At 41.6% G+C, this 19668-nt stretch carries 21 protein-coding genes; 13 read left to right on the top strand and 8 right to left on the bottom strand.

Annotated features, from left to right (window positions below):
- Positions 1–4: 4 nt before the first annotated feature.
- Positions 5–2212, top strand: coding sequence for a tetratricopeptide repeat protein (locus tag KFO40_RS10755; protein ID WP_162487394.1), 2208 nt, complete (start codon positions 5–7; stop codon positions 2210–2212).
- A 143-nt stretch (positions 2213–2355) separates the two neighbouring features.
- On the opposite strand, the gene KFO40_RS10750 is transcribed toward KFO40_RS10755, so the two are convergent.
- From KFO40_RS10750 to KFO40_RS10730, 5 genes are all read right to left on the bottom strand, one after another.
- Positions 2356–2937, bottom strand: coding sequence for a Maf-like protein (locus KFO40_RS10750; protein ID WP_151923497.1), 582 nt, complete (start codon positions 2935–2937; stop codon positions 2356–2358).
- Positions 2938–3007: 70 nt separating this feature from the next.
- The gene (locus KFO40_RS10745) at positions 3008–3529 is read right to left on the bottom strand and encodes a KdsC family phosphatase (RefSeq protein WP_008026011.1); all 522 of its coding nucleotides are present in this window, start codon (positions 3527–3529) and stop codon (positions 3008–3010) included.
- Entirely contained in the window at positions 3510–4304 is a 795-nt protein-coding gene (locus KFO40_RS10740) for a Rossmann-like and DUF2520 domain-containing protein (RefSeq protein WP_151923496.1), read from the bottom strand. The genes KFO40_RS10745 and KFO40_RS10740 overlap by 20 nt, the downstream gene beginning before the upstream one ends.
- Before the next feature lie 7 nt (positions 4305–4311).
- Positions 4312–4647, bottom strand: a complete 336-nt coding sequence (locus KFO40_RS10735) for a hypothetical protein (protein ID WP_004314220.1) — start codon at positions 4645–4647, stop codon at positions 4312–4314.
- Positions 4648–4649: 2 nt separating this feature from the next.
- Positions 4650–5186, bottom strand: coding sequence for a nitroreductase family protein (locus KFO40_RS10730; RefSeq protein WP_008771322.1), 537 nt, complete (start codon positions 5184–5186; stop codon positions 4650–4652).
- A 180-nt stretch (positions 5187–5366) separates the two neighbouring features.
- On the opposite strand from KFO40_RS10730, the gene KFO40_RS10725 reads away from it, so the two are divergent.
- Positions 5367–5591, top strand: coding sequence for a hypothetical protein (locus KFO40_RS10725; protein WP_008771321.1), 225 nt, complete (start codon positions 5367–5369; stop codon positions 5589–5591).
- Between the two features lie 88 nt (positions 5592–5679).
- On the opposite strand, the gene KFO40_RS10720 is transcribed toward KFO40_RS10725, so the two are convergent.
- The gene (locus tag KFO40_RS10720) at positions 5680–6222 is read right to left on the bottom strand and encodes a beta-class carbonic anhydrase (RefSeq protein ID WP_004300877.1); all 543 of its coding nucleotides are present in this window, start codon (positions 6220–6222) and stop codon (positions 5680–5682) included.
- Between the two features lie 150 nt (positions 6223–6372).
- Between KFO40_RS10720 and KFO40_RS10715 the strand changes: the two genes are divergently transcribed.
- From KFO40_RS10715 to KFO40_RS10685, 7 genes are all read left to right on the top strand, one after another.
- A complete protein-coding gene (locus KFO40_RS10715) occupies positions 6373–7371 on the top strand; it encodes a GNAT family N-acetyltransferase (RefSeq protein WP_211146345.1) in 999 nt (332 codons plus the stop codon).
- A 175-nt stretch (positions 7372–7546) separates the two neighbouring features.
- A complete protein-coding gene (gene mce, locus KFO40_RS10710) occupies positions 7547–7951 on the top strand; it encodes a methylmalonyl-CoA epimerase (RefSeq protein ID WP_002561104.1) in 405 nt (134 codons plus the stop codon).
- A 28-nt stretch (positions 7952–7979) separates the two neighbouring features.
- A complete protein-coding gene (locus tag KFO40_RS10705; protein WP_004300890.1) occupies positions 7980–9533 on the top strand; it encodes an acyl-CoA carboxylase subunit beta in 1554 nt (517 codons plus the stop codon).
- A gap of 31 nt (positions 9534–9564) precedes the next feature.
- Positions 9565–10485: an OadG family transporter subunit gene (locus KFO40_RS10700; protein ID WP_008644873.1), complete on the top strand. Its 921-nt coding sequence runs from the start codon at positions 9565–9567 to the stop codon at positions 10483–10485.
- Positions 10486–10509: 24 nt separating this feature from the next.
- The gene (locus KFO40_RS10695; protein WP_004314215.1) at positions 10510–10941 is read left to right on the top strand and encodes an acetyl-CoA carboxylase biotin carboxyl carrier protein; all 432 of its coding nucleotides are present in this window, start codon (positions 10510–10512) and stop codon (positions 10939–10941) included.
- Between the two features lies 1 nt (position 10942).
- Complete coding sequence (locus tag KFO40_RS10690) at positions 10943–12103, top strand: sodium ion-translocating decarboxylase subunit beta (protein ID WP_004300899.1); 1161 nt, start codon at positions 10943–10945, stop codon at positions 12101–12103.
- Positions 12104–12408: 305 nt separating this feature from the next.
- A complete protein-coding gene (locus KFO40_RS10685; protein ID WP_211146344.1) occupies positions 12409–13749 on the top strand; it encodes a tetratricopeptide repeat protein in 1341 nt (446 codons plus the stop codon).
- A 91-nt stretch (positions 13750–13840) separates the two neighbouring features.
- Here the strand turns inward: KFO40_RS10685 and KFO40_RS10680 are convergent, their stop codons facing one another.
- Complete coding sequence (locus KFO40_RS10680; protein ID WP_008648889.1) at positions 13841–14845, bottom strand: class II fructose-bisphosphate aldolase; 1005 nt, start codon at positions 14843–14845, stop codon at positions 13841–13843.
- Between the two features lie 433 nt (positions 14846–15278).
- Between KFO40_RS10680 and KFO40_RS10675 the strand changes: the two genes are divergently transcribed.
- Complete coding sequence (locus tag KFO40_RS10675; RefSeq protein WP_004300906.1) at positions 15279–15533, top strand: type B 50S ribosomal protein L31; 255 nt, start codon at positions 15279–15281, stop codon at positions 15531–15533.
- Between the two features lie 152 nt (positions 15534–15685).
- Here KFO40_RS10675 and KFO40_RS10670 read toward each other — a convergent pair whose 3' ends face one another.
- The gene (locus KFO40_RS10670; protein WP_211146343.1) at positions 15686–16900 is read right to left on the bottom strand and encodes an ATP-binding protein; all 1215 of its coding nucleotides are present in this window, start codon (positions 16898–16900) and stop codon (positions 15686–15688) included.
- 193 nt (positions 16901–17093) lie between these two features.
- On the opposite strand from KFO40_RS10670, the gene KFO40_RS10665 reads away from it, so the two are divergent.
- The 3 genes from KFO40_RS10665 (at position 17094) to KFO40_RS10655 (ending at position 19336) form a co-directional block, all read left to right on the top strand.
- Positions 17094–17501, top strand: a complete 408-nt coding sequence (locus KFO40_RS10665) for a hypothetical protein (protein ID WP_004321524.1) — start codon at positions 17094–17096, stop codon at positions 17499–17501.
- Between the two features lie 730 nt (positions 17502–18231).
- Positions 18232–18663, top strand: coding sequence for a hypothetical protein (locus KFO40_RS10660; RefSeq protein WP_120067330.1), 432 nt, complete (start codon positions 18232–18234; stop codon positions 18661–18663).
- A 307-nt stretch (positions 18664–18970) separates the two neighbouring features.
- Positions 18971–19336: an SH3 beta-barrel fold-containing protein gene (locus tag KFO40_RS10655; protein ID WP_004311392.1), complete on the top strand. Its 366-nt coding sequence runs from the start codon at positions 18971–18973 to the stop codon at positions 19334–19336.
- Positions 19337–19668 lie beyond the last annotated feature (332 nt).

Below are 19668 nucleotides of genomic sequence, written 5' to 3'. Positions count from 1 at the left end.
AAGAATGATGAACGAAAAAACGATTAATGAACAATACGCATATATACGTACTTTACTTGAAGAGAAAAGGCTCAAAGAAGCCTTAATGCAGTTGGAATCTTTGCTGTGGCAGTGTCCTGACTGGGATTTGCGCACTCGCCTGGAACAATTGCAGACCTCTTACAAATATATGCTGGAATACATGAAACAGGGAGCAAACGACCCTGACCGGTGGAATCTGTATCAAAAAATGGTAGCAGACACCTGGGGAATTGCCGACCAATCACGTTTGCTCATGTTGGACAACGCTTCATCAAGATATTATCATGAGGTACGCCGCACTCCCAGATCGGCGGACTTGTCGAACTATGGTATTAAAACAATATTACACATATTGGAGTCATTTAATGACGACTTGGCAGTCAGCGGATTACTGTCTGACGAAAAGATGGATGAAGTATTAAGACGGCATGAAGATACGCTCAAGTTTATGTTTATAAGAACATGGACAAACAGTGCATGGACTCCCGAGGACGAGGAAGACGCAAAAGCTATGCTTGCCTCGGAATTACTTCCGGGAGATGACTTATGCTTATTTGTCAGTGCCCTCACATTGAGCTTGATGGAATGTTTCGACTTACGAAAAATAATGTGGCTGCTCAATGCTTACGAACACCCTAACGTCAACGTCAGCCAACGGGCATTGGTAGGTACAATGATTATCTTCCACATCTACAGAAGCCGTCTTTCTTTTTATCCGGAACTTATCAAAAGGGTAGATCTCATGGAGGAAATACCTTCATTCAGAGAAGACGTCGCACGTATTTACCGCCAAATGCTATTGTGTCAGGAAACGGAAAAGATTGATAAAAAGATGAGGGAAGAGATTATTCCTGAAATGCTGAAGAATGTTTCCTCCATGAAAAATATGCGGTTCGGTTTTGAAGAAAACGATGAAGAAAACAATGATATGAACCCGGATTGGGAAGATGCGTTCGAGAAGTCCGGCCTGGGAGATAAATTGCGTGAAATGAACGAATTGCAATTAGAGGGCGCAGATGTGTATATGAGCACTTTTGCCGCATTGAAAAATTATCCGTTCTTCCGCGAGGTGCATAACTGGTTTTATCCATTCAGCAAGCAACAGTCCAATGTACTCAAAGCAATGAAACAAGCGGGAAATCAGGGAGGCAGTCTGCTGGATTTAATTCTTCAATCGGGCTTTTTCAGCAACAGCGATAAGTACTCGCTCTTTTTCACGATTCATCAATTGCCACAGTCGCAACAAGATATGATGTTGAGTCAGTTGAACGAACAGCAGGTGGCAGAATTGGCAGAGAAATCGAATGTTGAAACAATGAAGAGGTTCAATGAACGTCCGGGAACGGTCAGTAACCAATACCTGCACGACTTGTACCGTTTCTTCAAACTTAGTGTACGCAAGAGTGAGTTCAGAGATATTTTTAAAGAGAAACTCGACCTTCATCACGTTCCTGCACTCGACAATATCTTGTATTGGGAAGATGTATTATTCCCCATTGCCGATTTTTATCTGGCAAAGGAACGTTGGGACGAGGCTATTGAAATTTATGAAGAACTGGAGTCTATTGGAGGATTCGAAGGAGAAAGTGCAGAATATTATCAGAAGTTTGGCTATGCATTACAAAAAAGAAAGAAATATGCAGAAGCTATTCAGGCTTATCTGAAAGCAGACACGCTGAAGCCGGATAATATTTGGAACAATCGCCACCTGGCTATTTGTTACCGGCTAAACAGAAACTATCAGGCTGCACTCACTTATTATAAAAAGGTAGAAGAAGCTGCTCCGGAAGATACCAATGTGACTTTCTATATCGGTAGTTGCCTGGCTGAATTGGGACAATATGAGGAAGCTCTGAATTATTTCTTCAAATTGGATTTCATCGAGAACAATTGTATAAAGGCATGGCGCGGCATCGGTTGGTGCTCGTTCATCAGTCAGAAATATGAACAGGCGATGAAATATTATGAAAAGATTATTGAACAAAAGCCGCTGGCTATTGATTATATGAACGCAGGGCATGTGGCCTGGGTAATGGGAGATATTCAGAAAGCTGCCGTTTTCTACGGAAAAGCCATTACAGCTAGTGGGAACCGGGAAAGATTCTTGGAGATGTTCCACAAAGATGAAGAATCCCTTCTCACACAAGGGATTCGAGAAGAGGACATTCCTCTGATGTTGGATTTATTATAGTCTCCTGCATCTTTCAATTCGGGATATTCAGCAAATGTCCCTGCTTAAGAATACAGAAAAAGGCTGCCTCATTTTCTATTTTGAGGCAGCCTTCTCATATTATTGGGGTAAGTAGAAATATTCAGATAGATTCAGGATCCTTACTATAACTTTTTCAACTCTCCATACAACTTCTGTATGGGAAGTCCCATAATATTATAGAAGCTACCTGAAATTGATTTCACACCGATATACCCGATCCATTCCTGGACACCATAGGCTCCTGCCTTATCCATCGGCTGATAGAGGTCGACATAATACTGGATTTCATCTTCTGACAAGACATCAAACAATACTTCGGAAGAAGCGGTAAAGCTTTTTTGCCATTCGGTAGTAGTCAAGCAAACACCTGTGAAAACTTGATGAGACTTTCCCGAAAGAGCACGAAGCATTTCAATGGCTCCTTCCCTACCTTCCGGTTTTCCAAGTACTTTTCCATCCATCCAGACAATGGTATCTGCTGTAATCAATAATTCTCCCGGCTGCATCATGGTACGGTAGGCATCTGCTTTTTCACGAGCAATATATTCGGGTATTTCAGCACCAACCAATGTATCTGGATATGACTCGTCTACATCCGGCAATGTTCTGACTACATAGTCCACTCCCAAGCCTGACATCAATTCTTTCCGACGGGGAGAATTGGAGGCTAGTATAATCTGATATTTCTTTAAATTATCAAGCATGATTCGATTTATGATTTATAATTTATGGTTTATGGTTGAAAATACTTTTTATTGATGTCACCAGTTGATTTCACCAGCCGAAAGCATCTTCTGCCATCCACAGACCATGAGCTTTCAGTACTTGCTCCACTACATCACGTCCGCAGCCACGTCCGCCGTCTGCATAAGAGATATACTTTGCTACGGATTTCACTTCCGGCACGGCATCTTTCGGACAACATGGAAGTCCACATTCACGCATCACTTCAATATCCGGAACATCATCGCCCATATAGAGAATTTCATCATCGGTCAGTCCGTATTTATCACGAAAATCACGATAGTCGTGTATCTTGACGGCGGATCCCATATACAGATCCTTCACGCCCAGTCCTTCAAAACGGATACGCACTGCTTCTGTACGGCCACCGGTGATGATGGCTATGTGAAGTCCTTTTTTCACAGCCAACTGGATAGCGTACCCATCTTTGATATTCACAGTACGCATCGGCTCTCCGGAAGGATGCAAAGGTACGGTTGTCGAACTCAATACTCCGTCTACATCAAAAGCTAAAGCCTTGATACGGGATAAATCATAGTTGATGGTGCTCATGGATACTTTTGCTCATTAGTTTATATATTTCCTGCAATGCCGGAGAATCTACCAACATGGCAAGATGATTGTTCATCACATTCTCATCGTAACGAACAGCGGGTCCGGTCTGTGCATCACGTGGTGCCAGCTCGTGTACTTTACGTGCCGTTTCGTCTATCAGCGGAAGCATGACATCGAAAGGCAAGTTGTATTTTTCAAGCAAGTCAGCAGCTAATGCATACATGTGATTTGTGAAGTTGCAGATAAAAACAGCAGCCAAATGAAGGCTTTTACGCTGCTCGGAAGAAGCTTCGTAAACTTTCTCCGAAAGAGTGGCGGCAACAGCTTTCAAGAACTCTACATCTTCCGGTCGTTTCGCTTCAACAAAGAAAGGCACTTCCTGAAAATTGACTTCACGTTGTTTGCTGAATGTCTGCATCGGATAAAATACTCCATACCGTTCTGCATACCCTTCCCAAATACTCATCGGGATACTTCCCGCGGTATGCACCAACAAAGAATTCTGTTTTCCTTCTGTTATCTGCGGCAACAAATCTACTAAAGCGGCATCCTTCAAAGATACGATATACAATTTAGCATCTTTGGAGATTTCCTGTAAATCTGTTGTATATTCAGCTTCAACTTTCTCGGCTAAAGTACGAGCAGATTCCATGGTCCGGCTATATACCTGCACAATACGGAAGCCTTTATGATAGAGAGCCTTCGCCAGATTAGTAGCCAGGTTACCTGCGCCAATAAACACAATCGGTGTATCTTCTATACTTCTCTTCATTATTTCCTTACCGTTTTGCAAACCAGAATAAAATGATGCCGACAATGAGCAAAGTCAATGGCAGCAGATACCCGGATAACGAACCCAGCAATGATATTACCAGACTGATATTCATCACCAGCCAAAGACCAAGTAACACAAAACCAATTGATTTATCGCGTTTGAAAATAAGAAAACAGATCGAAGCATACAATAACATATTGTCTTTATTCATCACCCAAGGTAGTCCAATAGTAGAGAAATGAATCAGTTTATCAATCAGATAAAGTGCTCCGATAACGATAAAGGTAACAGCAGTAGCCAAATAAGTATCTTTGCTGTTACTCGCTTTAGCAGCTCCCATATTTATTTTCCTCCGAATTTATTTATGTGAATTTTCTCCCATTGAAGATGTTCTTCGTTGAAAGGTTTACGTTCCATCCCTTTATGTCCGATAGCAATAACGGAAAGAATTTGAAGTTGCAGAGGAATGCCCAGGATTCCATGAACAAATTCATCGGAAGGCATTCCGGTAGCAGTGAAACGTTCGCGGACCTGCACCCAGCAGCTTCCCAAGCCGAGATCTTCGGCCTGCAACTGTATCATGATAGAAGCAATAGAAGCATCTTCAATCCAAACATCACTGGCCAACGGATCGGCCATTACCACAATTGCCAAAGCAGCGTCGGCAATGAATGAAGAAGCCTGTTCCTTACAATGAGACAATTCTTTCAATACCTCTTTATCATCAATCACTACAAACTGCCAACTATTACTACGTTTGGAAGAAGGAGACATCAAAGCTGCTTTCATCAACGTAACTACCTGATCTTGTGTCAACTCTTCATCGGTGAACTTCCGCATACTACGACGGTTCTTTATTAATTCACTGAAATTTTCCATATTATTTTCCGGTTTCATTTGATTAATGTATGCAAAGATAATGCAAACCGAGCGTAATAGGAAATAAAAGTATCTTTTTCATTTCTATTGTCAGAAGGGAATCTATGACATGAAAAGAGTGCCAAATACTCCACTAAATGAAGAATATATTGTATCTTTGCACAGATAAATAATTTCATTATGAAAAAGCGAATTACACAAGACGATTACATTAAAGCGAATCGTAAAGCTAGCCGTGAGGCAGAAATTGAGATGTACGGGCACCCTATTTGTCACAAACGAGTGCACCAGTCAAAGAAAGTATATAACCGCAGAAAGATAAAGGCAGCCGATAAAAAGCTGCCTTATTTTTTTGCCTTCAAAATAGCGTCACTATCCTCCAGACATAGCGACACTATACAATAGGAATAGCGTCACTATCATGATAGGATAGCGTCACTATATTTAGGGGATTAAAAAAGAAGTTTATCTATTTACCTATCTATCTAATAATCTATACAATCCGAGTTAATTCCCCGGTTGTAGAATCAATAATAAACCCGTAGACTGTCACATCTGAAGGGATCAAAGGATGACGCACGATAAAATCTACTGTTCCTCTCACCGACTTTTCTGTATCTTCGAAACCATCCAGCCACGAATGAAAGTCAACTCCGCAGAAACGCATCATGTCAATATAATCCGGATTGATCCCGCGTGCTTTCATTTTTTCGAGCATTACTTCACTGTGCATGTGGCAAGCTCCACAGTCAGAATGAGCAATCACCATTATTTCCTCTACCCCCAACTCAAAAATAGCAACGAGCAAACTACGTATCACGCTACCGAAAGGATGGGAAATAACGCCACCTGCATTTTTTATCATTTTTACATCGCCATTCTTAATTCCTAATGCGGCTGGAAGCAAAGCAGTCAGTCGGGTGTCCATACAGGAAAGAATAGCTATTTTCTTATCGGGATATTTATTAGTAATATACGATTCGTATCCCTTGTTCTCAACAAATTGCTTGTTGTAAGCTAAAATTTCTTCTAACATAGTTCCGCTTTTTAAAAGTTCTGTTCGATTACGCAAAGATAGAAAAAATATATAAAGGTGCATTTTTTACAACTATATATATCAAGCAACTCCAACAAATTCTCCGTTTTGTTGTTGAATAAAGAATAAAAAGTGTAAATTTGTACCTAGATGCCACTGAAACTAACAACATATTATCATGGGAAGGATATTCCTGAATTGCCGGGAAAAAATACCTTCCATTCCAAAGAGTTATTTCTGATTTATGAAGCAACTCCTGGGTATACTCCTTTATTAATAGTGGCAACAGAAGACGGCAGACCGGTGGCACGCCTGCTTGCTGCCATCCGCAAAGCAAAGAAGTGGCTCCCTTCTTCTTTAGTGAAACATTGTGTAGTATATAGTGAAGGCGAATTTCTGGACGAGTCTCTTTCGACCAACAAAGAAAAGGCAGAAGAAGTCTTTGGCGATATGCTCGAACATCTCACACAAGAAGCATCGCGCAGCTGTGTCCTGATCGAATTCCGGAACCTAAACAATTCGATGTTCGGCTATCGGGTTTTCCGTGCCAATGATTATTTCCCTGTCAACTGGCTGCGGGTACGCAATTCGCTGCACAGTATGAAAAAGACGGAAGACCGGTTCAGCCCGTCACGCATCCGTCAGATAAAAAAAGGACTCAAGAATGGAGCCAAAGTAGAGGAGGCACATACCGTGGAAGAAATACACGATTTCTCACGGATGCTGCACAAGGTTTATTCCTCCCGCATACGCAGATATTTCCCTGCCAACGACTTTTTCCGTCACATGAACGATATGCTAATCAAAGGACAACAGGCAAAAATATTCGTAGTAAAATACAAAGAGAAAATCATTGGCGGTTCCGTCTGTATCTACTCGGGAGATGACGCCTACCTTTGGTTCTCCGGAGGAATGAGAAAGACATACGCACTTCAGTATCCGGGAGTGCTGGCCGTTTGGAAGGCATTGGAAGACGCCCGCCAACGGGGATTCCGCCACATGGAATTTATGGATGTAGGACTTCCGTTCCGCAAACACGGTTATCGTGATTTCGTTCTCCGATTCGGAGGAAAGCAGAGCAGTACCCGCCGCTGGTTCCGTGTCAATTGGAATTGGCTGAACAAACTCTTAGTCAAATTTTATGTCTAAATGTAATCTCAAGATTGCAAAACGACTCTTCATGCTCCTTCCCTACCATTTTTTCTGTTTAATAATCCAATAATTAAATGCAGAAATATTTCTTTATTAGGTAAGAAATGCCTTTCTTTGTGCTGTTTTATGCCATATAAGCACATGATTAAAACCAAATAAAAAAAGTATAGTTATGAAGATTTCACACATTGAACATCTGGGCATTGCTGTAAAAAGCATCGAAGAAGCCCTTCCTTACTACGAAAATGTATTAGGTCTGAAGTGTTACAACATTGAAACAGTGGAAGATCAGAAAGTAAGAACTGCTTTTTTAAAAGTAGGCGAAACCAAAATTGAACTGTTGGAGCCGACTTGCCCGGAGAGTACTATTGCCAAATTCATTGAAAACAAAGGTGCAGGTGTTCATCACGTTGCCTTTGCTGTAGAAGATGGCGTAGCCAATGCTTTGGCAGAAGCAGAAAGCAAAGAAATCCGCCTTATCGACAAAGCTCCCCGCAAGGGTGCCGAAGGTTTGAATATTGCTTTCCTTCACCCGAAATCAACTTTGGGCGTGTTGACAGAACTCTGCGAACATTAATCATAAACTCTAAAACCAACAAGAACTCATGAGTAATCAACTTGAAAAAATTAAAGAGCTTATTGAACGCCGTGCCGTAGCACGTATCGGAGGCGGTGAAAAAGCGATTGCGAAGCAACATGAAAAAGGGAAATACACAGCACGCGAGCGTTTGGCTATGCTGCTTGACGAGGGTAGCTTCGAAGAAATGGACATGTTCGTTGAGCACAGATGCACGAACTTCGGAATGGAGAAAAAACATTATCCGGGAGACGGTGTAGTAACCGGCTGCGGTACAATCGAAGGACGTCTGGTATATGTGTTCGCACAGGACTTCACTGTTTCTGCCGGTTCACTGTCAGAAACAATGTCATTGAAGATTTGTAAAATTATGGATCAGGCCATGAAGATGGGTGCTCCTTGTATCGGTATCAACGACTCGGGTGGTGCACGTATCCAGGAAGGTATCAACGCTTTGGCAGGTTATGCAGAAATCTTCCAACGCAACATCCTTGCTTCAGGTGTTATTCCGCAGATTTCCGGTATCTTCGGTCCTTGTGCCGGTGGTGCTGTTTATTCTCCGGCTCTGACCGACTTCACACTGATGATGGAAGGCACTTCTTATATGTTCCTCACCGGACCGAAAGTGGTGAAGACCGTTACAGGTGAAGACGTTAGCCAGGAAAACCTCGGTGGCGCAAGCGTTCACTCCACAAAATCGGGTGTGACTCATTTCACCGCCCAAACAGAAGAAGAAGGTTTCGAACTGATTCGCAAACTGTTGAGCTATATTCCTCAAAACAACCTCGAAGAAGCTCCTTATGTAGATTGCACAGACCCAATCGACCGTCTGGAAGATTCTTTGAACGATATTATCCCCGACAGCCCTACTAAACCGTATGACATGTACGAAGTGATCGGCGCTATTGTGGACAACGGTGAATTCCTTGAAATCCAGAAAGATTATGCAAAGAATATCATCATCGGTTTCGCCCGCTTCAACGGACAATCGGTAGGTATCGTTGCTAATCAGCCTAAGTATCTGGCTGGTGTGCTCGACAGCAATGCATCTCGTAAAGGCGCACGTTTCGTTCGTTTCTGCGATGCATTCAATATTCCTATCGTATCGTTGGTAGACGTACCGGGATTCCTTCCGGGAACAGGTCAGGAATACAATGGCGTTATCCTTCATGGTGCTAAACTGTTGTATGCTTACGGTGAAGCTACTGTACCTAAGGTTACTATTACATTGCGTAAATCTTACGGTGGTTCTCACATCGTAATGAGCTGTAAGCAACTTCGCGGTGACATGAACTACGCATGGCCTACTGCCGAAATCGCAGTAATGGGTGGTGCAGGAGCAGTAGAAGTATTGTACGCACGCGAAGCCAAAGATCAGGAAAACCCTGCTCAATTCCTTGCAGAGAAAGAAGCAGAATACACGAAACTGTTCGCCAATCCTTACAATGCAGCTAAATATGGCTACATCGACGATGTGATTGAACCGCGCAACACACGTTTCCGTGTTATCCGAGCTTTGCAGCAGTTGCAGACTAAGAAATTGAGCAATCCGGCTAAGAAGCATGGTAATATTCCGTTGTAATCCTACTTTTCACATTAAAACAAGAACGATTATGAACAAAACCAAAATCGGAATATTCCTTTCTTTGCTGTTGCTGATTGGTCTGACTTCTTGTGGAGAGCAAAAGTCGAACAATAAGCTGGTGCTAAACGAAATCCTGATAAACAATCAGAGTAATTTTCAGGACGATTACGGATTGCACAGCGCATGGATTGAAATATTCAATAAATCATTCGGTAGCGCCGACCTGGCAGCTTGCTTGCTGAAAGTAAGCAGCCAACCGGGCGATACAGTTACTTATTTTATCCCGAAAGGTGATATACTAACCTTAGTGAAACCACGCCAACATGCACTATTCTGGGCAGATGGCGAACCTAACCGTGGTACTTTCCATACCAGCTTCAAGCTGAATCCGGAAACAGCTAACTGGGTGGGTCTGTTCGACTCCGGCAAAAAGTTGCTCGACCAGATTGTAGTGCCCGCAGGCGCGCTCGGTCCCAACCAATCATACGCTCGTGTAAGCGACGGGGCAGCTGAATGGGAAGTAAAAAGTGGAAGCGGTGACAAATACGTGACTCCGAGCACCAACAACAAGACTCTTGACAGCAATTCCAAGATGGAAAAGTTTGAAGAACACGATGCTGATGGCGTTGGAATGTCCATTTCTGCCATGAGCGTAGTATTCTGCGGATTGATTCTTCTCTTTATTGCTTTTAAGATTGTAGGAAAAGTAGCCGTTAATTTGAGCAAGCGCAACGCTATGAAATCTAAAGGCATTGACAAGCATGAAGCTAAGGAACTGTCACAGGCTCCGGGCGAAGTATACGCTGCTATTTCTATGGCATTACACGAAATGCAGGATGAGGTGCACGACGTAGAAGAAACGGTACTGACCATCACCCGCGTAAAACGCAGCTACTCACCATGGAGTTCGAAGATTTACACTTTGCGTGAAACTCCTCCCAGAAAGTAAGTCACCTTTTAAAAAGTAAAAACGATGAAAGAATATAAATATAAAATCAACGGTAACTCATATAAAGTAACCATCGGAGATATTGAAGACAACATCGCTCATGTAGAAGTGAACGGTACACACTATAAAGTAGAAATGGAGAAACAGCCGAAGCCTGTTGCGAAACCCGTGACAGTACGCCCGATGCCTAATGCTCCTACTGCTCCTACTCAAGTAGTGAAACCGACTGCTCCGTCTACCGGAAAATCAGGAGTTAAATCTCCGCTGCCGGGTGTGATCCTCGACATCAAAGTGAATGTAGGCGATACTGTAAAGAAAGGACAGACCATTATCATATTGGAAGCCATGAAGATGGAAAACAATATCAATGCGGATAAGGACGGTAAGATTACTGCCATCAACGTCAACAAGGGAGACTCTGTTCTTGAAGGTAATGACCTCGTAATTATTGAATAATATGGGAGACTTTATAAACTTTTTAGGAAATAACCTGGCCGACTTCTGGACATACACAGGCTTTGCCAATGCTACGGTAGGGCATGTAGTCATGATTCTCGTTGGCTTGGTATTCATCTATTTGGCAATAGCCAAAGAGTTCGAACCGATGCTGCTGATTCCTATCGGTTTCGGTATATTGATCGGTAATATACCTTTTAATATGGATGCCGGGCTGAAAGTCGGTATTTATGAAGAAGGTTCTGTATTGAATATATTGTATCAGGGAGTGACCTCCGGCTGGTATCCGCCGCTCATCTTTTTGGGCATCGGTGCCATGACGGACTTCTCGGCACTTATCTCTAATCCAAAATTGATGCTGATTGGTGCAGCTGCACAGTTCGGTATCTTCGGTGCATATATGATCGCATTGGAAATGGGTTTCGACCCGATGCAAGCCGGTGCTATCGGTATCATTGGTGGAGCAGACGGCCCGACGGCCATCTTCCTTTCTTCCAAGCTAGCACCTAACCTGATGGGAGCCATTGCGGTGTCCGCCTACTCCTATATGGCGTTGGTTCCGGTGATACAGCCGCCTATCATGCGTCTGCTCACCACCAAGAACGAACGTGTCATCCGCATGAAACCGCCGCGTGCCGTTTCTCACACGGAGAAGGTGATTTTCCCGATCATCGGTTTGTTGCTGACTTGTTTCCTGGTTCCTTCCGGTCTGCCTTTGCTGGGTATGCTGTTCTTCGGTAACCTGTTGAAAGAAAGTGGTGTAACCCGCCGTTTGGCTAATACTGCCAGTGGTCCGTTGATTGATACAATCACTATCCTGTTGGGTCTGACAGTAGGTGCTTCTACACAAGCATCCGAATTCCTGACGCTTGACTCTATCAAGATCTTTGCCCTCGGTGCATTGTCATTTGTTATTGCAACGGCATCCGGTGTCATCTTCGTTAAGATCTTCAATATCTTCCTGAAGAAGGGTAATAAGATCAATCCGTTGATCGGTAATGCAGGTGTTTCTGCTGTTCCCGACTCTGCACGTATCTCGCAAGTGATTGGTTTGGAATACGATTCGACCAACTATTTGCTGATGCACGCTATGGGTCCGAACGTTGCCGGAGTGATCGGTTCAGCTGTTGCTGCCGGTATCCTGCTTGGATTCTTGATGTAAGATATAAGGCAAGAGGGGACGCTTATTTGAACAGTTCTTAAAACAAAAAATAAGATTATCCTAAAAGCCTTGAATTTATAAAATCACCTTTACTGCATCATTGTAGTAAAGGTGATTTTTTATTGTAAGAACTTACCGCCTAAAAAGTATTGCATTTGCTATGGCGTATGCATCGTATCGCATTCCGTTGTGTTATCTTCTCTTATCATTTCGTTAATCTATCTAAAACAGCCTACGAACAATTCGTAATTATAATATTTTTAGTAACTTGCAACAGATAAGTCAAACAACTAAAATAAAATATTATGAAACGGATTATCATTCTATTCTTTCTTTGCTATACTATTCCTTTAATAGCGCAACATACAGACCCTATTCAAGAAGCCATGGCAAATTACGATTATGAGACTGCCCTTTCCCTCATTGCCCAAAAGAAATCCACCCCTCCCCTGCTATTGCAGAAAGGCAAAGCATTGCGCGGACTAGGGCTCACCACAGAGGCACTTGCCACCTATCAGGAAATTATCCGTAATGATACCACAAATACTCGTGCTTTCATCGAAGCAGCCGAATGTTGCCGGACATTAGCTAACTATAATCAAGCCCTGAAATATTATGAACATGCACTCGATCTGAATCCGGAAAACAAATATGTACGTATTCAATATATCAGTTTGCTTCTCTCCCAACAGAAGTTTAGCGAGGCGCTTGGTGAAAGTAGTCTGATGACAGAAAAAGACAGTTCTGCCATTGTCCTGCATCTACAAGCTCAAAGCTTTGAAGGAATGGGCGAACTTCTTCCCGCTGCAGGTTGCTATTACAATATCCAGGCTAAATATCCCGACGATTATCTGGCTGCCAGCAAACTAGGCGCTCTAAATATATCCGGTTCCTATTTCGACGAAGCCATCGAAGCTACAGAAAAATACCGGCAAATTGACAGTACCAACATTTCCGTCAACCGGCAGAACGCTTTAGCATACTGCTTGAAACAAGACTACCCCACTGCCATCCAACGTTATGAATATCTTGTCAGTCAAGGGGACAGTTCTTTTCATACTTGTTATTATTTAGGCATTAGTTACTATGCAGCAGAGAAGTATTATGAGGCTCATGATTTTTTGGAAGTCGCCCGGAAATATGATCCCAACAATATCAATCTCCTTTATTACCTCGGCCGTGCGTGTTCCAAAACTTCCTGGAAAAAAGAGGGTGTAGACTATTTGGAAAAAGCCATTGATCTATCCATTCCCAAAGACAGCAGTATGACCCGGCTCTATATCGGAATGACCGACTGTTACAAGATGGCACAAATGTACAAAGAACAGATTGCATCCATCAAAAAACGCTATCAACAGTATGACAAACAAAACCACAAATTATTATATGACATGGCCTACATATACTTCTATGACTTGAAAGACAAAAAAAATGCGGAACGCTGCCTGGAAGCGTTCCTAAAAACACGTCCCAAAAACGATAAAGAAGAAGCGGAAATGAACGAGAGAGGCGAACTCATTCTAGGAAAATCCAATTATTACAATGCTGCCGCCAACTGGTTGAAAGATATTCAAAGTAAACAAAAAATAGAAGACTTCTTTCAAAATTCCGCTCCCCAGCCCCCTCTCCCAAAGAAAGAGAAATAGGGATAGAACTGTAAAGAGACAAAAAAGGCTGCTACCAGTGTTCAAACCGGAGCAGCCTCTTTCTTTTATTTATGGAATAATCCGGAGATTATTACTGTGCCAACTTATTGTCAGAACCGAGCACGTTGATGATTTTGTGCTTGTACAGTTTTTCCATGTTGTCACGAGCCGGGCCAAGATACTTACGTGGGTCGAATTCAGCTGGTTTTTCAGCGAAAGTCTTACGGATAGCAGCAGTCATAGCCAGACGTGAGTCAGAGTCGATGTTGATTTTGCAAACAGCAGACTTAGCAGCCTTACGCAACCATTCTTCGGGAATACCGATAGCAGCTTTCAATGCACCACCGTATTGGTTGATAGTTGCCACTTCTTCCTGTGGAACTGAAGATGAACCGTGAAGAACGATAGGGAATCCCGGAAGTTTTTCCATTACAGCGTCCAATACTTCGAATGCCAATGGAGGAGGAACCATTACGCCTGTAACCGGGTCGATGTGGCATTGTTCCGGAGTAAACTTGTAAGCACCGTGAGAAGTACCGATTGAGATAGCCAAAGAGTCGCAACCAGTGCGAGTAGCGAAGTCGATTACTTCTTCAGGGTCAGTATATGTGTGGTGGTCAGCAGAAACTTCATCTTCTACACCAGCCAATACGCCAAGTTCACCTTCTACAGTTACGTCGAACTGGTGAGCGTATTCAACAACTTTCTTAGTCAATGCTACGTTTTCTTCGTAAGGAAGGTGAGAACCATCGATCATTACTGAAGAGAAACCTGAATCGATACAAGATTTGCAAGTTTCGAATGTATCTCCGTGGTCAAGGTGAAGAACGATTTCCGGATGTGCGCAGCCTAATTCTTTAGCATATTCTACAGCACCCTGTGCCATGTAACGCAACAAAGTAGCGTTAGCATACTGACGAGCACCTTTAGAAACCTGAAGAATCACAGGAGATTTAGTTTCAACAGCAGCCTTGATGATAGCCTGCATTTGTTCCATATTGTTGAAGTTGAATGCTGGGATAGCATATCCACCTTTGATAGCCTTAGCAAACATTTCTCTTGTGTTTACCAATCCTAAATCTTTGTAATTTACCATTTTGTTTAAAGTTTATTGTTAGTGAATAAAAATTCTACGCAAAAGTAAGCATTATCCATCGAATAACGAACATCGGAAAGAAAAATATAGTAGAAAAAGGTTTAAATCAGACTGCAAAATTTAGCAGGAATACGAGTGTGACATTAGATTGTAATGTCCACCTTGCAAACTTTGGGATTTATGATTTCTGAATTCTGATTGATGCCTTCGGATTTATATCTCCTTATTTATACCTTATTTATACCTCATTTTTCATTCATTTAATCACCAAAATCTGCATAGCAAATCAGAAATCATAAATTAGAAATCAGAAATTTTAGAAAACCTTTTTCTATTTCACAGAAAAGCATTATCTTTGCGCTCTGAAAATGACCATTACACTATTTCTTACCAAAATAGTAACAGAATATAAATTAAAAAAACAGATACTGAAATGAAAAAAGGCCTTCATCCAGAATCATACCGTCCGGTAGTATTTAAAGATATGTCAAATGGTGACATGTTTTTGTCTAGATCAACTGTAGCAACTAAAGAAACCATCGAATTCGAAGGTGAAACTTATCCGTTGCTGAAGATTGAAATCTCAAACACTTCTCACCCGTTCTATACAGGTAAATCTACATTGGTAGATACTGCAGGTCGTGTTGACAAGTTCATGAGCCGTTACGGTGACCGTAAGAAGAAATAATTCGATCTTTCGTGAAAGATGAAAAAAGAGGAGATTCTCGCAGAGAATTTCCTCTTTTTCGTTTTCTATCCTGCCCCACATTCGTTTTTCATCCTCTTCTATCCTCCTCACAACAAACAGCAGGTCAGTCCGAAAGCCCCCGCCTGTCAGCGTTAAATATCATCCAACAGGAAATCGGCTATATGACGATGCCTGACACCTTCCATGTTATCCTGCCACAAACTGTCCATGCTAACTACATATTTAGGATAATGGTCGTTAATGGCGAGCAAAGGAGCAAACTCCCTCTCAACAGTGGCCTGTGAAGCTAACTGATACGTTACTTGCACATAAATCTTTTCTTCCCGACGGATGGCTACAAAATCCACTTCTTTATCATCCTGTTTGCCTACATACACTTCATAACCCCTTCTTTTCAACTCCAGACAGACCAGATTCTCCAACATACCTGCAATCAACCGGTCACGATAGCCCATCACGGAATAAATCAAAGAAAGGTCACTTACAAAATACTTCTCATTCGTCTGCAGAATTTCCTTTCCTTTAATATCATATCGGGGAATACGTTGAATGATAAAAGCACTTTCCAATGCATTCAGATAATTATAGATGGTATTCATATCCACCTTCCGTTGCTGACTTTTGAAGTAATCGGCTATATTTTTAGCGTTCAACTTATTGCCTATATTATCGAAAACAAACTTCACTACCCGTTCGAGCAGCTCCACATTCCGGATATTGTGACGCTGCACCGTGTCACGAAGAATGACAGAAGAATAGATGTCGTAGACAATTTTATAGATAGCCTCATATCCATAATCGGCAGTATGTATGGCCGGGAATCCTCCCATACGGAGATATTTCTGAAATTCCTCCTTCCGGTTGAGTGTCGGATCATTGGCCTGCAAGTCATGGAAAGTCAGATATTCTCTAAAAGACAAGGTCATGACATGGAAAGCGACATACCGTCCCGTTAAATAAGTTGCCAGTTCGGACGATAACATACGTGAGTTGGAGCCGGTCACATAAATATCCGTATCCAAATCTACCAGAAGTGAGTTGACCACTTTTTCCCAACCGTCCACTTCCTGAATTTCATCCAAGAGAATATAATATTTACCCGCATCTCCTGCCTGCCCCCGAATATAAGTATACAAAGCCTTCGCCTCTTTCAGATCTATCCACTGAAAACTTTCAAAATTCAGATAGATGATACGTTCTTCACGAACTCCTCTCCTCAACAGTTCGTCACGAATCAGACGCAGCACTACCGACTTTCCACTGCGACGAATACCCGTTATCACTTTCACAAACGGCTTATCTATAAAAGGAACGATTTGTTCCATATACTGTTCACGATTAATCATATTCAAAAGTTTTTAGGGTTATAAGCACAAAGATATACTATTTTCGGAAAGTTTTTAGGGTTATAACCCTAAATAAATCCATAAATTCAGATTCTTTTAGGGTTATAAGCCGAAAAATAAATAAAAGAAATATGACTGAATCCGATTTATTACCAAATAAAGAAAGTACCTTTACCCCAATAATTAATAAAAAATGGAAATAACCGATTTAAAACAAATGACAAAGGAAGAAGTTTTTAATTTCATCAGACAACGCCTTTCTTTCAGTAAAGAGCTGCAAGAACAATTCAGGCATGTGAATAAAGACGCTCTCGCAAAAGAACATCGCAGATTCGAAATGTCCGGAAATGAATCAAAGACAGGCCAATGCACGATTTTCAACACAGCGATTCTGAACGAGTTTGCCGATCTTGGCATCTATGATTATACTTCTTATCTTTTTCTCGACTTCCACAATGGCACTCCAACCGTTTATCTCAAATATTTCTCCGAAAATGAAAATTTGGAATATACATTTACCGGATATACCACAACGGAAATCATCTTTGCAATTCTTGAACTGACTATCTTCTCCGGAAAGCCCAAAAGAAATCGCAGCTAAAAAAAGAATTGCACGGAAAGACAATGCGAGGTCAAAAGACTTTTATGGCTTTCATTTAGGCACGGATTACACGGATTTCGCGGTTTTATCTAATGGAACCGTGAAATCCGTGTAATCCGTACCTAAATAATATCAATCTAATAGATGGTTTTACTTTTGCCTCCCTCCTTTTTATCATCACATTATATTTGCCACCCGTATAGCATATTTACCATCTTTATACCATACTCTCTATTCTCATACCATATTTCCTGCATTTATTTCCTCTTTTCCATCCTATTCCGAAAAAAACATATATCTTTGTCATACGCTTTCTGCCCATCAGCGTGATGAAACAGGCAAAAGCGGTTTTTATTCCTTAATGGAGTAAATAACGTATTGTCTCTCAAACTTGAAAATTAGCAGTTCTTTGTAGAGAGAGATGATACAGCAGATACTCCACGTAGATGGTCGTATATCAACATATCGATTAGAGATGTGTTATATATAAACGTTTGGCGTGGGTGTCTGTTGTTATCATTGTCTTCTACAAGGGTGTTGCTAAGCCTCAAGTTTAGATAATGGTACAACAGCACTCACGCTTTATTGTATCCGGTCGGTTTCAACAATCCTTATACCCCAACCAATTCCCCACCCGACCGAAATCATAAAAATCGTGGGTGTTCGTTGCACCTCTCCGGACAATACGTTATTTACTCCTTTTTTTATAACACATTAAAACAAAAGCGATATGCCAAAATGGATTAGTGTAGAAAAAGCAGTGATTAAGTATCACATCGAAAAAGAAGCGATCCTGCTTTGGGTGGAAATGGGACAATTCCCTATGTTATACATAGACAATGTTCCGAACGTTGACGAAGAATGTATTCTGGAACTCTTTCGCCGAAGTAAAGCCGGCATTACAGCAGAATATATTGATACGCTGGAACAACTGTGCATAGACAAAACAATGGTCTGCGAGAAATACGCCCACATTATTCAATTGAAAGAAAAGGAAATTCAGCTGCAGAAGGAAATAAAGACGTTGATAAACGAAATACAGGCAGCAATGAAGAGACAAAATGAACGGATCCGGGATTTGAAAAAAGCGATTGGAAAGAATAACAACGTTATACGTAGTGACAGTTGGATAAAAAGGCTGCGCAAAAGGTTTCAATGGTGAATAATTATCAGTGTACCAATTACCATGTGGGACATTATTGCACGGTTTTCACCACAGAGGATAAGGAGGGCCGTCCTTTGCCCTTTGCAGCCTATTTCCATTCCCTCCACAGCTTTCTTTAAACTCCTCCATAAGCTCTTTAAAGCCTATATTCAGACAATGAAAAATACAAAATATTTTATTCCATTTATTTAACTAATCATCTATTATATAAGTAATTTTATCCTTTGTAAAGTCAAGTAAATTCACTACATTTACACCACTAACAAGAACTGAAATGTGAGCATTTCAGCACAAAGAAATCTGTATGAAAAAAACGATGAAGAATGACAGTTGCCTGACGGTTTCCCGTCGGGCAGCTATTATCCGCCAAGATGCGGAAGAGAATTACGGCACACTGTTGACACTGGGAGAATCTATGCGCCGTGCATACCAAGTAGAAGAACTGATAGACCGGATGAGATGGGACAACGCCGATTTCTGCCTGCAACGAACAGACGGAACCTGCCTTTCCATTACAGGGACACTGACAGAATATGAACACTATTTCGGCCGCCCCTACTACGAAAACCCCTCCAACAGGTTTCTCCCATACTATGACGTGCATTGTAGAAAATGGCTTACGTGTCGAGTGGCAGGGATTGTATTCGGCTCTTCTGTGAAAAAAAATTAATTTCATGGATTAAATTAGGAAAGTTGTAGGACATATACGAAATAAAGTAGTTACTTTGCAACCGCAAGTAAGAGAAAAAATCATGTCAATGCTGCTTCCTTGTTTTTTGACAGAGGCAGTTATCTGTTTTTCCAGCATTGCTTTTTCAGAACTTCGGAATTAAATCTCCCCTGCTCCGAAAATTCCCTATATTACAGATTACATACACGAAGAGAATACTCCGATTCCATCATGAAGAATGAGTACGATATTTGCTGCTTTCCAAAGAAGTGGCCGGATTCTTCGTATCTGCATTTTCAGAAAAATAGAATTTAAAACAGAAACTAATATAT

The sequence above is a fragment of the Bacteroides sp. 1001302B_160321_D4 genome (genome assembly GCF_015667765.1).
Lineage (GTDB): Bacteria > Bacteroidota > Bacteroidia > Bacteroidales > Bacteroidaceae > Bacteroides > Bacteroides xylanisolvens.
This window is presented reverse-complemented; position numbering and strand designations above follow the sequence as displayed.

What these genes read in the sequence shown, in the direction of transcription:
- KFO40_RS10750 (WP_151923497.1), bottom strand. Translation starts at nt 2,937, where the DNA reads ATGCTTGATAATTTAAAGAAATATCAGATTATACTAGCCTCCAATTCT.
- KFO40_RS10700 (WP_008644873.1), top strand. Translation starts at nt 9,565, where the DNA reads ATGAACAAAACCAAAATCGGAATATTCCTTTCTTTGCTGTTGCTGATT.
- KFO40_RS10675 (WP_004300906.1), top strand. Translation starts at nt 15,279, where the DNA reads ATGAAAAAAGGCCTTCATCCAGAATCATACCGTCCGGTAGTATTTAAA.
- KFO40_RS10730 (WP_008771322.1), bottom strand. Translation starts at nt 5,186, where the DNA reads ATGGAAAATTTCAGTGAATTAATAAAGAACCGTCGTAGTATGCGGAAG.
- KFO40_RS10755 (WP_162487394.1), top strand. Translation starts at nt 5, where the DNA reads ATGATGAACGAAAAAACGATTAATGAACAATACGCATATATACGTACT.
- KFO40_RS10660 (WP_120067330.1), top strand. Translation starts at nt 18,232, where the DNA reads ATGCCAAAATGGATTAGTGTAGAAAAAGCAGTGATTAAGTATCACATC.
- KFO40_RS10665 (WP_004321524.1), top strand. Translation starts at nt 17,094, where the DNA reads ATGGAAATAACCGATTTAAAACAAATGACAAAGGAAGAAGTTTTTAAT.
- KFO40_RS10705 (WP_004300890.1), top strand. Translation starts at nt 7,980, where the DNA reads ATGAGTAATCAACTTGAAAAAATTAAAGAGCTTATTGAACGCCGTGCC.
- KFO40_RS10680 (WP_008648889.1), bottom strand. Translation starts at nt 14,845, where the DNA reads ATGGTAAATTACAAAGATTTAGGATTGGTAAACACAAGAGAAATGTTT.
- KFO40_RS10690 (WP_004300899.1), top strand. Translation starts at nt 10,943, where the DNA reads ATGGGAGACTTTATAAACTTTTTAGGAAATAACCTGGCCGACTTCTGG.
- KFO40_RS10685 (WP_211146344.1), top strand. Translation starts at nt 12,409, where the DNA reads ATGAAACGGATTATCATTCTATTCTTTCTTTGCTATACTATTCCTTTA.
- KFO40_RS10670 (WP_211146343.1), bottom strand. Translation starts at nt 16,900, where the DNA reads ATGATTAATCGTGAACAGTATATGGAACAAATCGTTCCTTTTATAGAT.
- KFO40_RS10715 (WP_211146345.1), top strand. Translation starts at nt 6,373, where the DNA reads ATGCCACTGAAACTAACAACATATTATCATGGGAAGGATATTCCTGAA.
- KFO40_RS10745 (WP_008026011.1), bottom strand. Translation starts at nt 3,529, where the DNA reads ATGAGCACCATCAACTATGATTTATCCCGTATCAAGGCTTTAGCTTTT.
- KFO40_RS10740 (WP_151923496.1), bottom strand. Translation starts at nt 4,304, where the DNA reads ATGAAGAGAAGTATAGAAGATACACCGATTGTGTTTATTGGCGCAGGT.
- KFO40_RS10720 (WP_004300877.1), bottom strand. Translation starts at nt 6,222, where the DNA reads ATGTTAGAAGAAATTTTAGCTTACAACAAGCAATTTGTTGAGAACAAG.
- KFO40_RS10735 (WP_004314220.1), bottom strand. Translation starts at nt 4,647, where the DNA reads ATGGGAGCTGCTAAAGCGAGTAACAGCAAAGATACTTATTTGGCTACT.
- mce (WP_002561104.1), top strand. Translation starts at nt 7,547, where the DNA reads ATGAAGATTTCACACATTGAACATCTGGGCATTGCTGTAAAAAGCATC.
- KFO40_RS10725 (WP_008771321.1), top strand. Translation starts at nt 5,367, where the DNA reads ATGAAAAAGCGAATTACACAAGACGATTACATTAAAGCGAATCGTAAA.
- KFO40_RS10655 (WP_004311392.1), top strand. Translation starts at nt 18,971, where the DNA reads ATGAAAAAAACGATGAAGAATGACAGTTGCCTGACGGTTTCCCGTCGG.
- KFO40_RS10695 (WP_004314215.1), top strand. Translation starts at nt 10,510, where the DNA reads ATGAAAGAATATAAATATAAAATCAACGGTAACTCATATAAAGTAACC.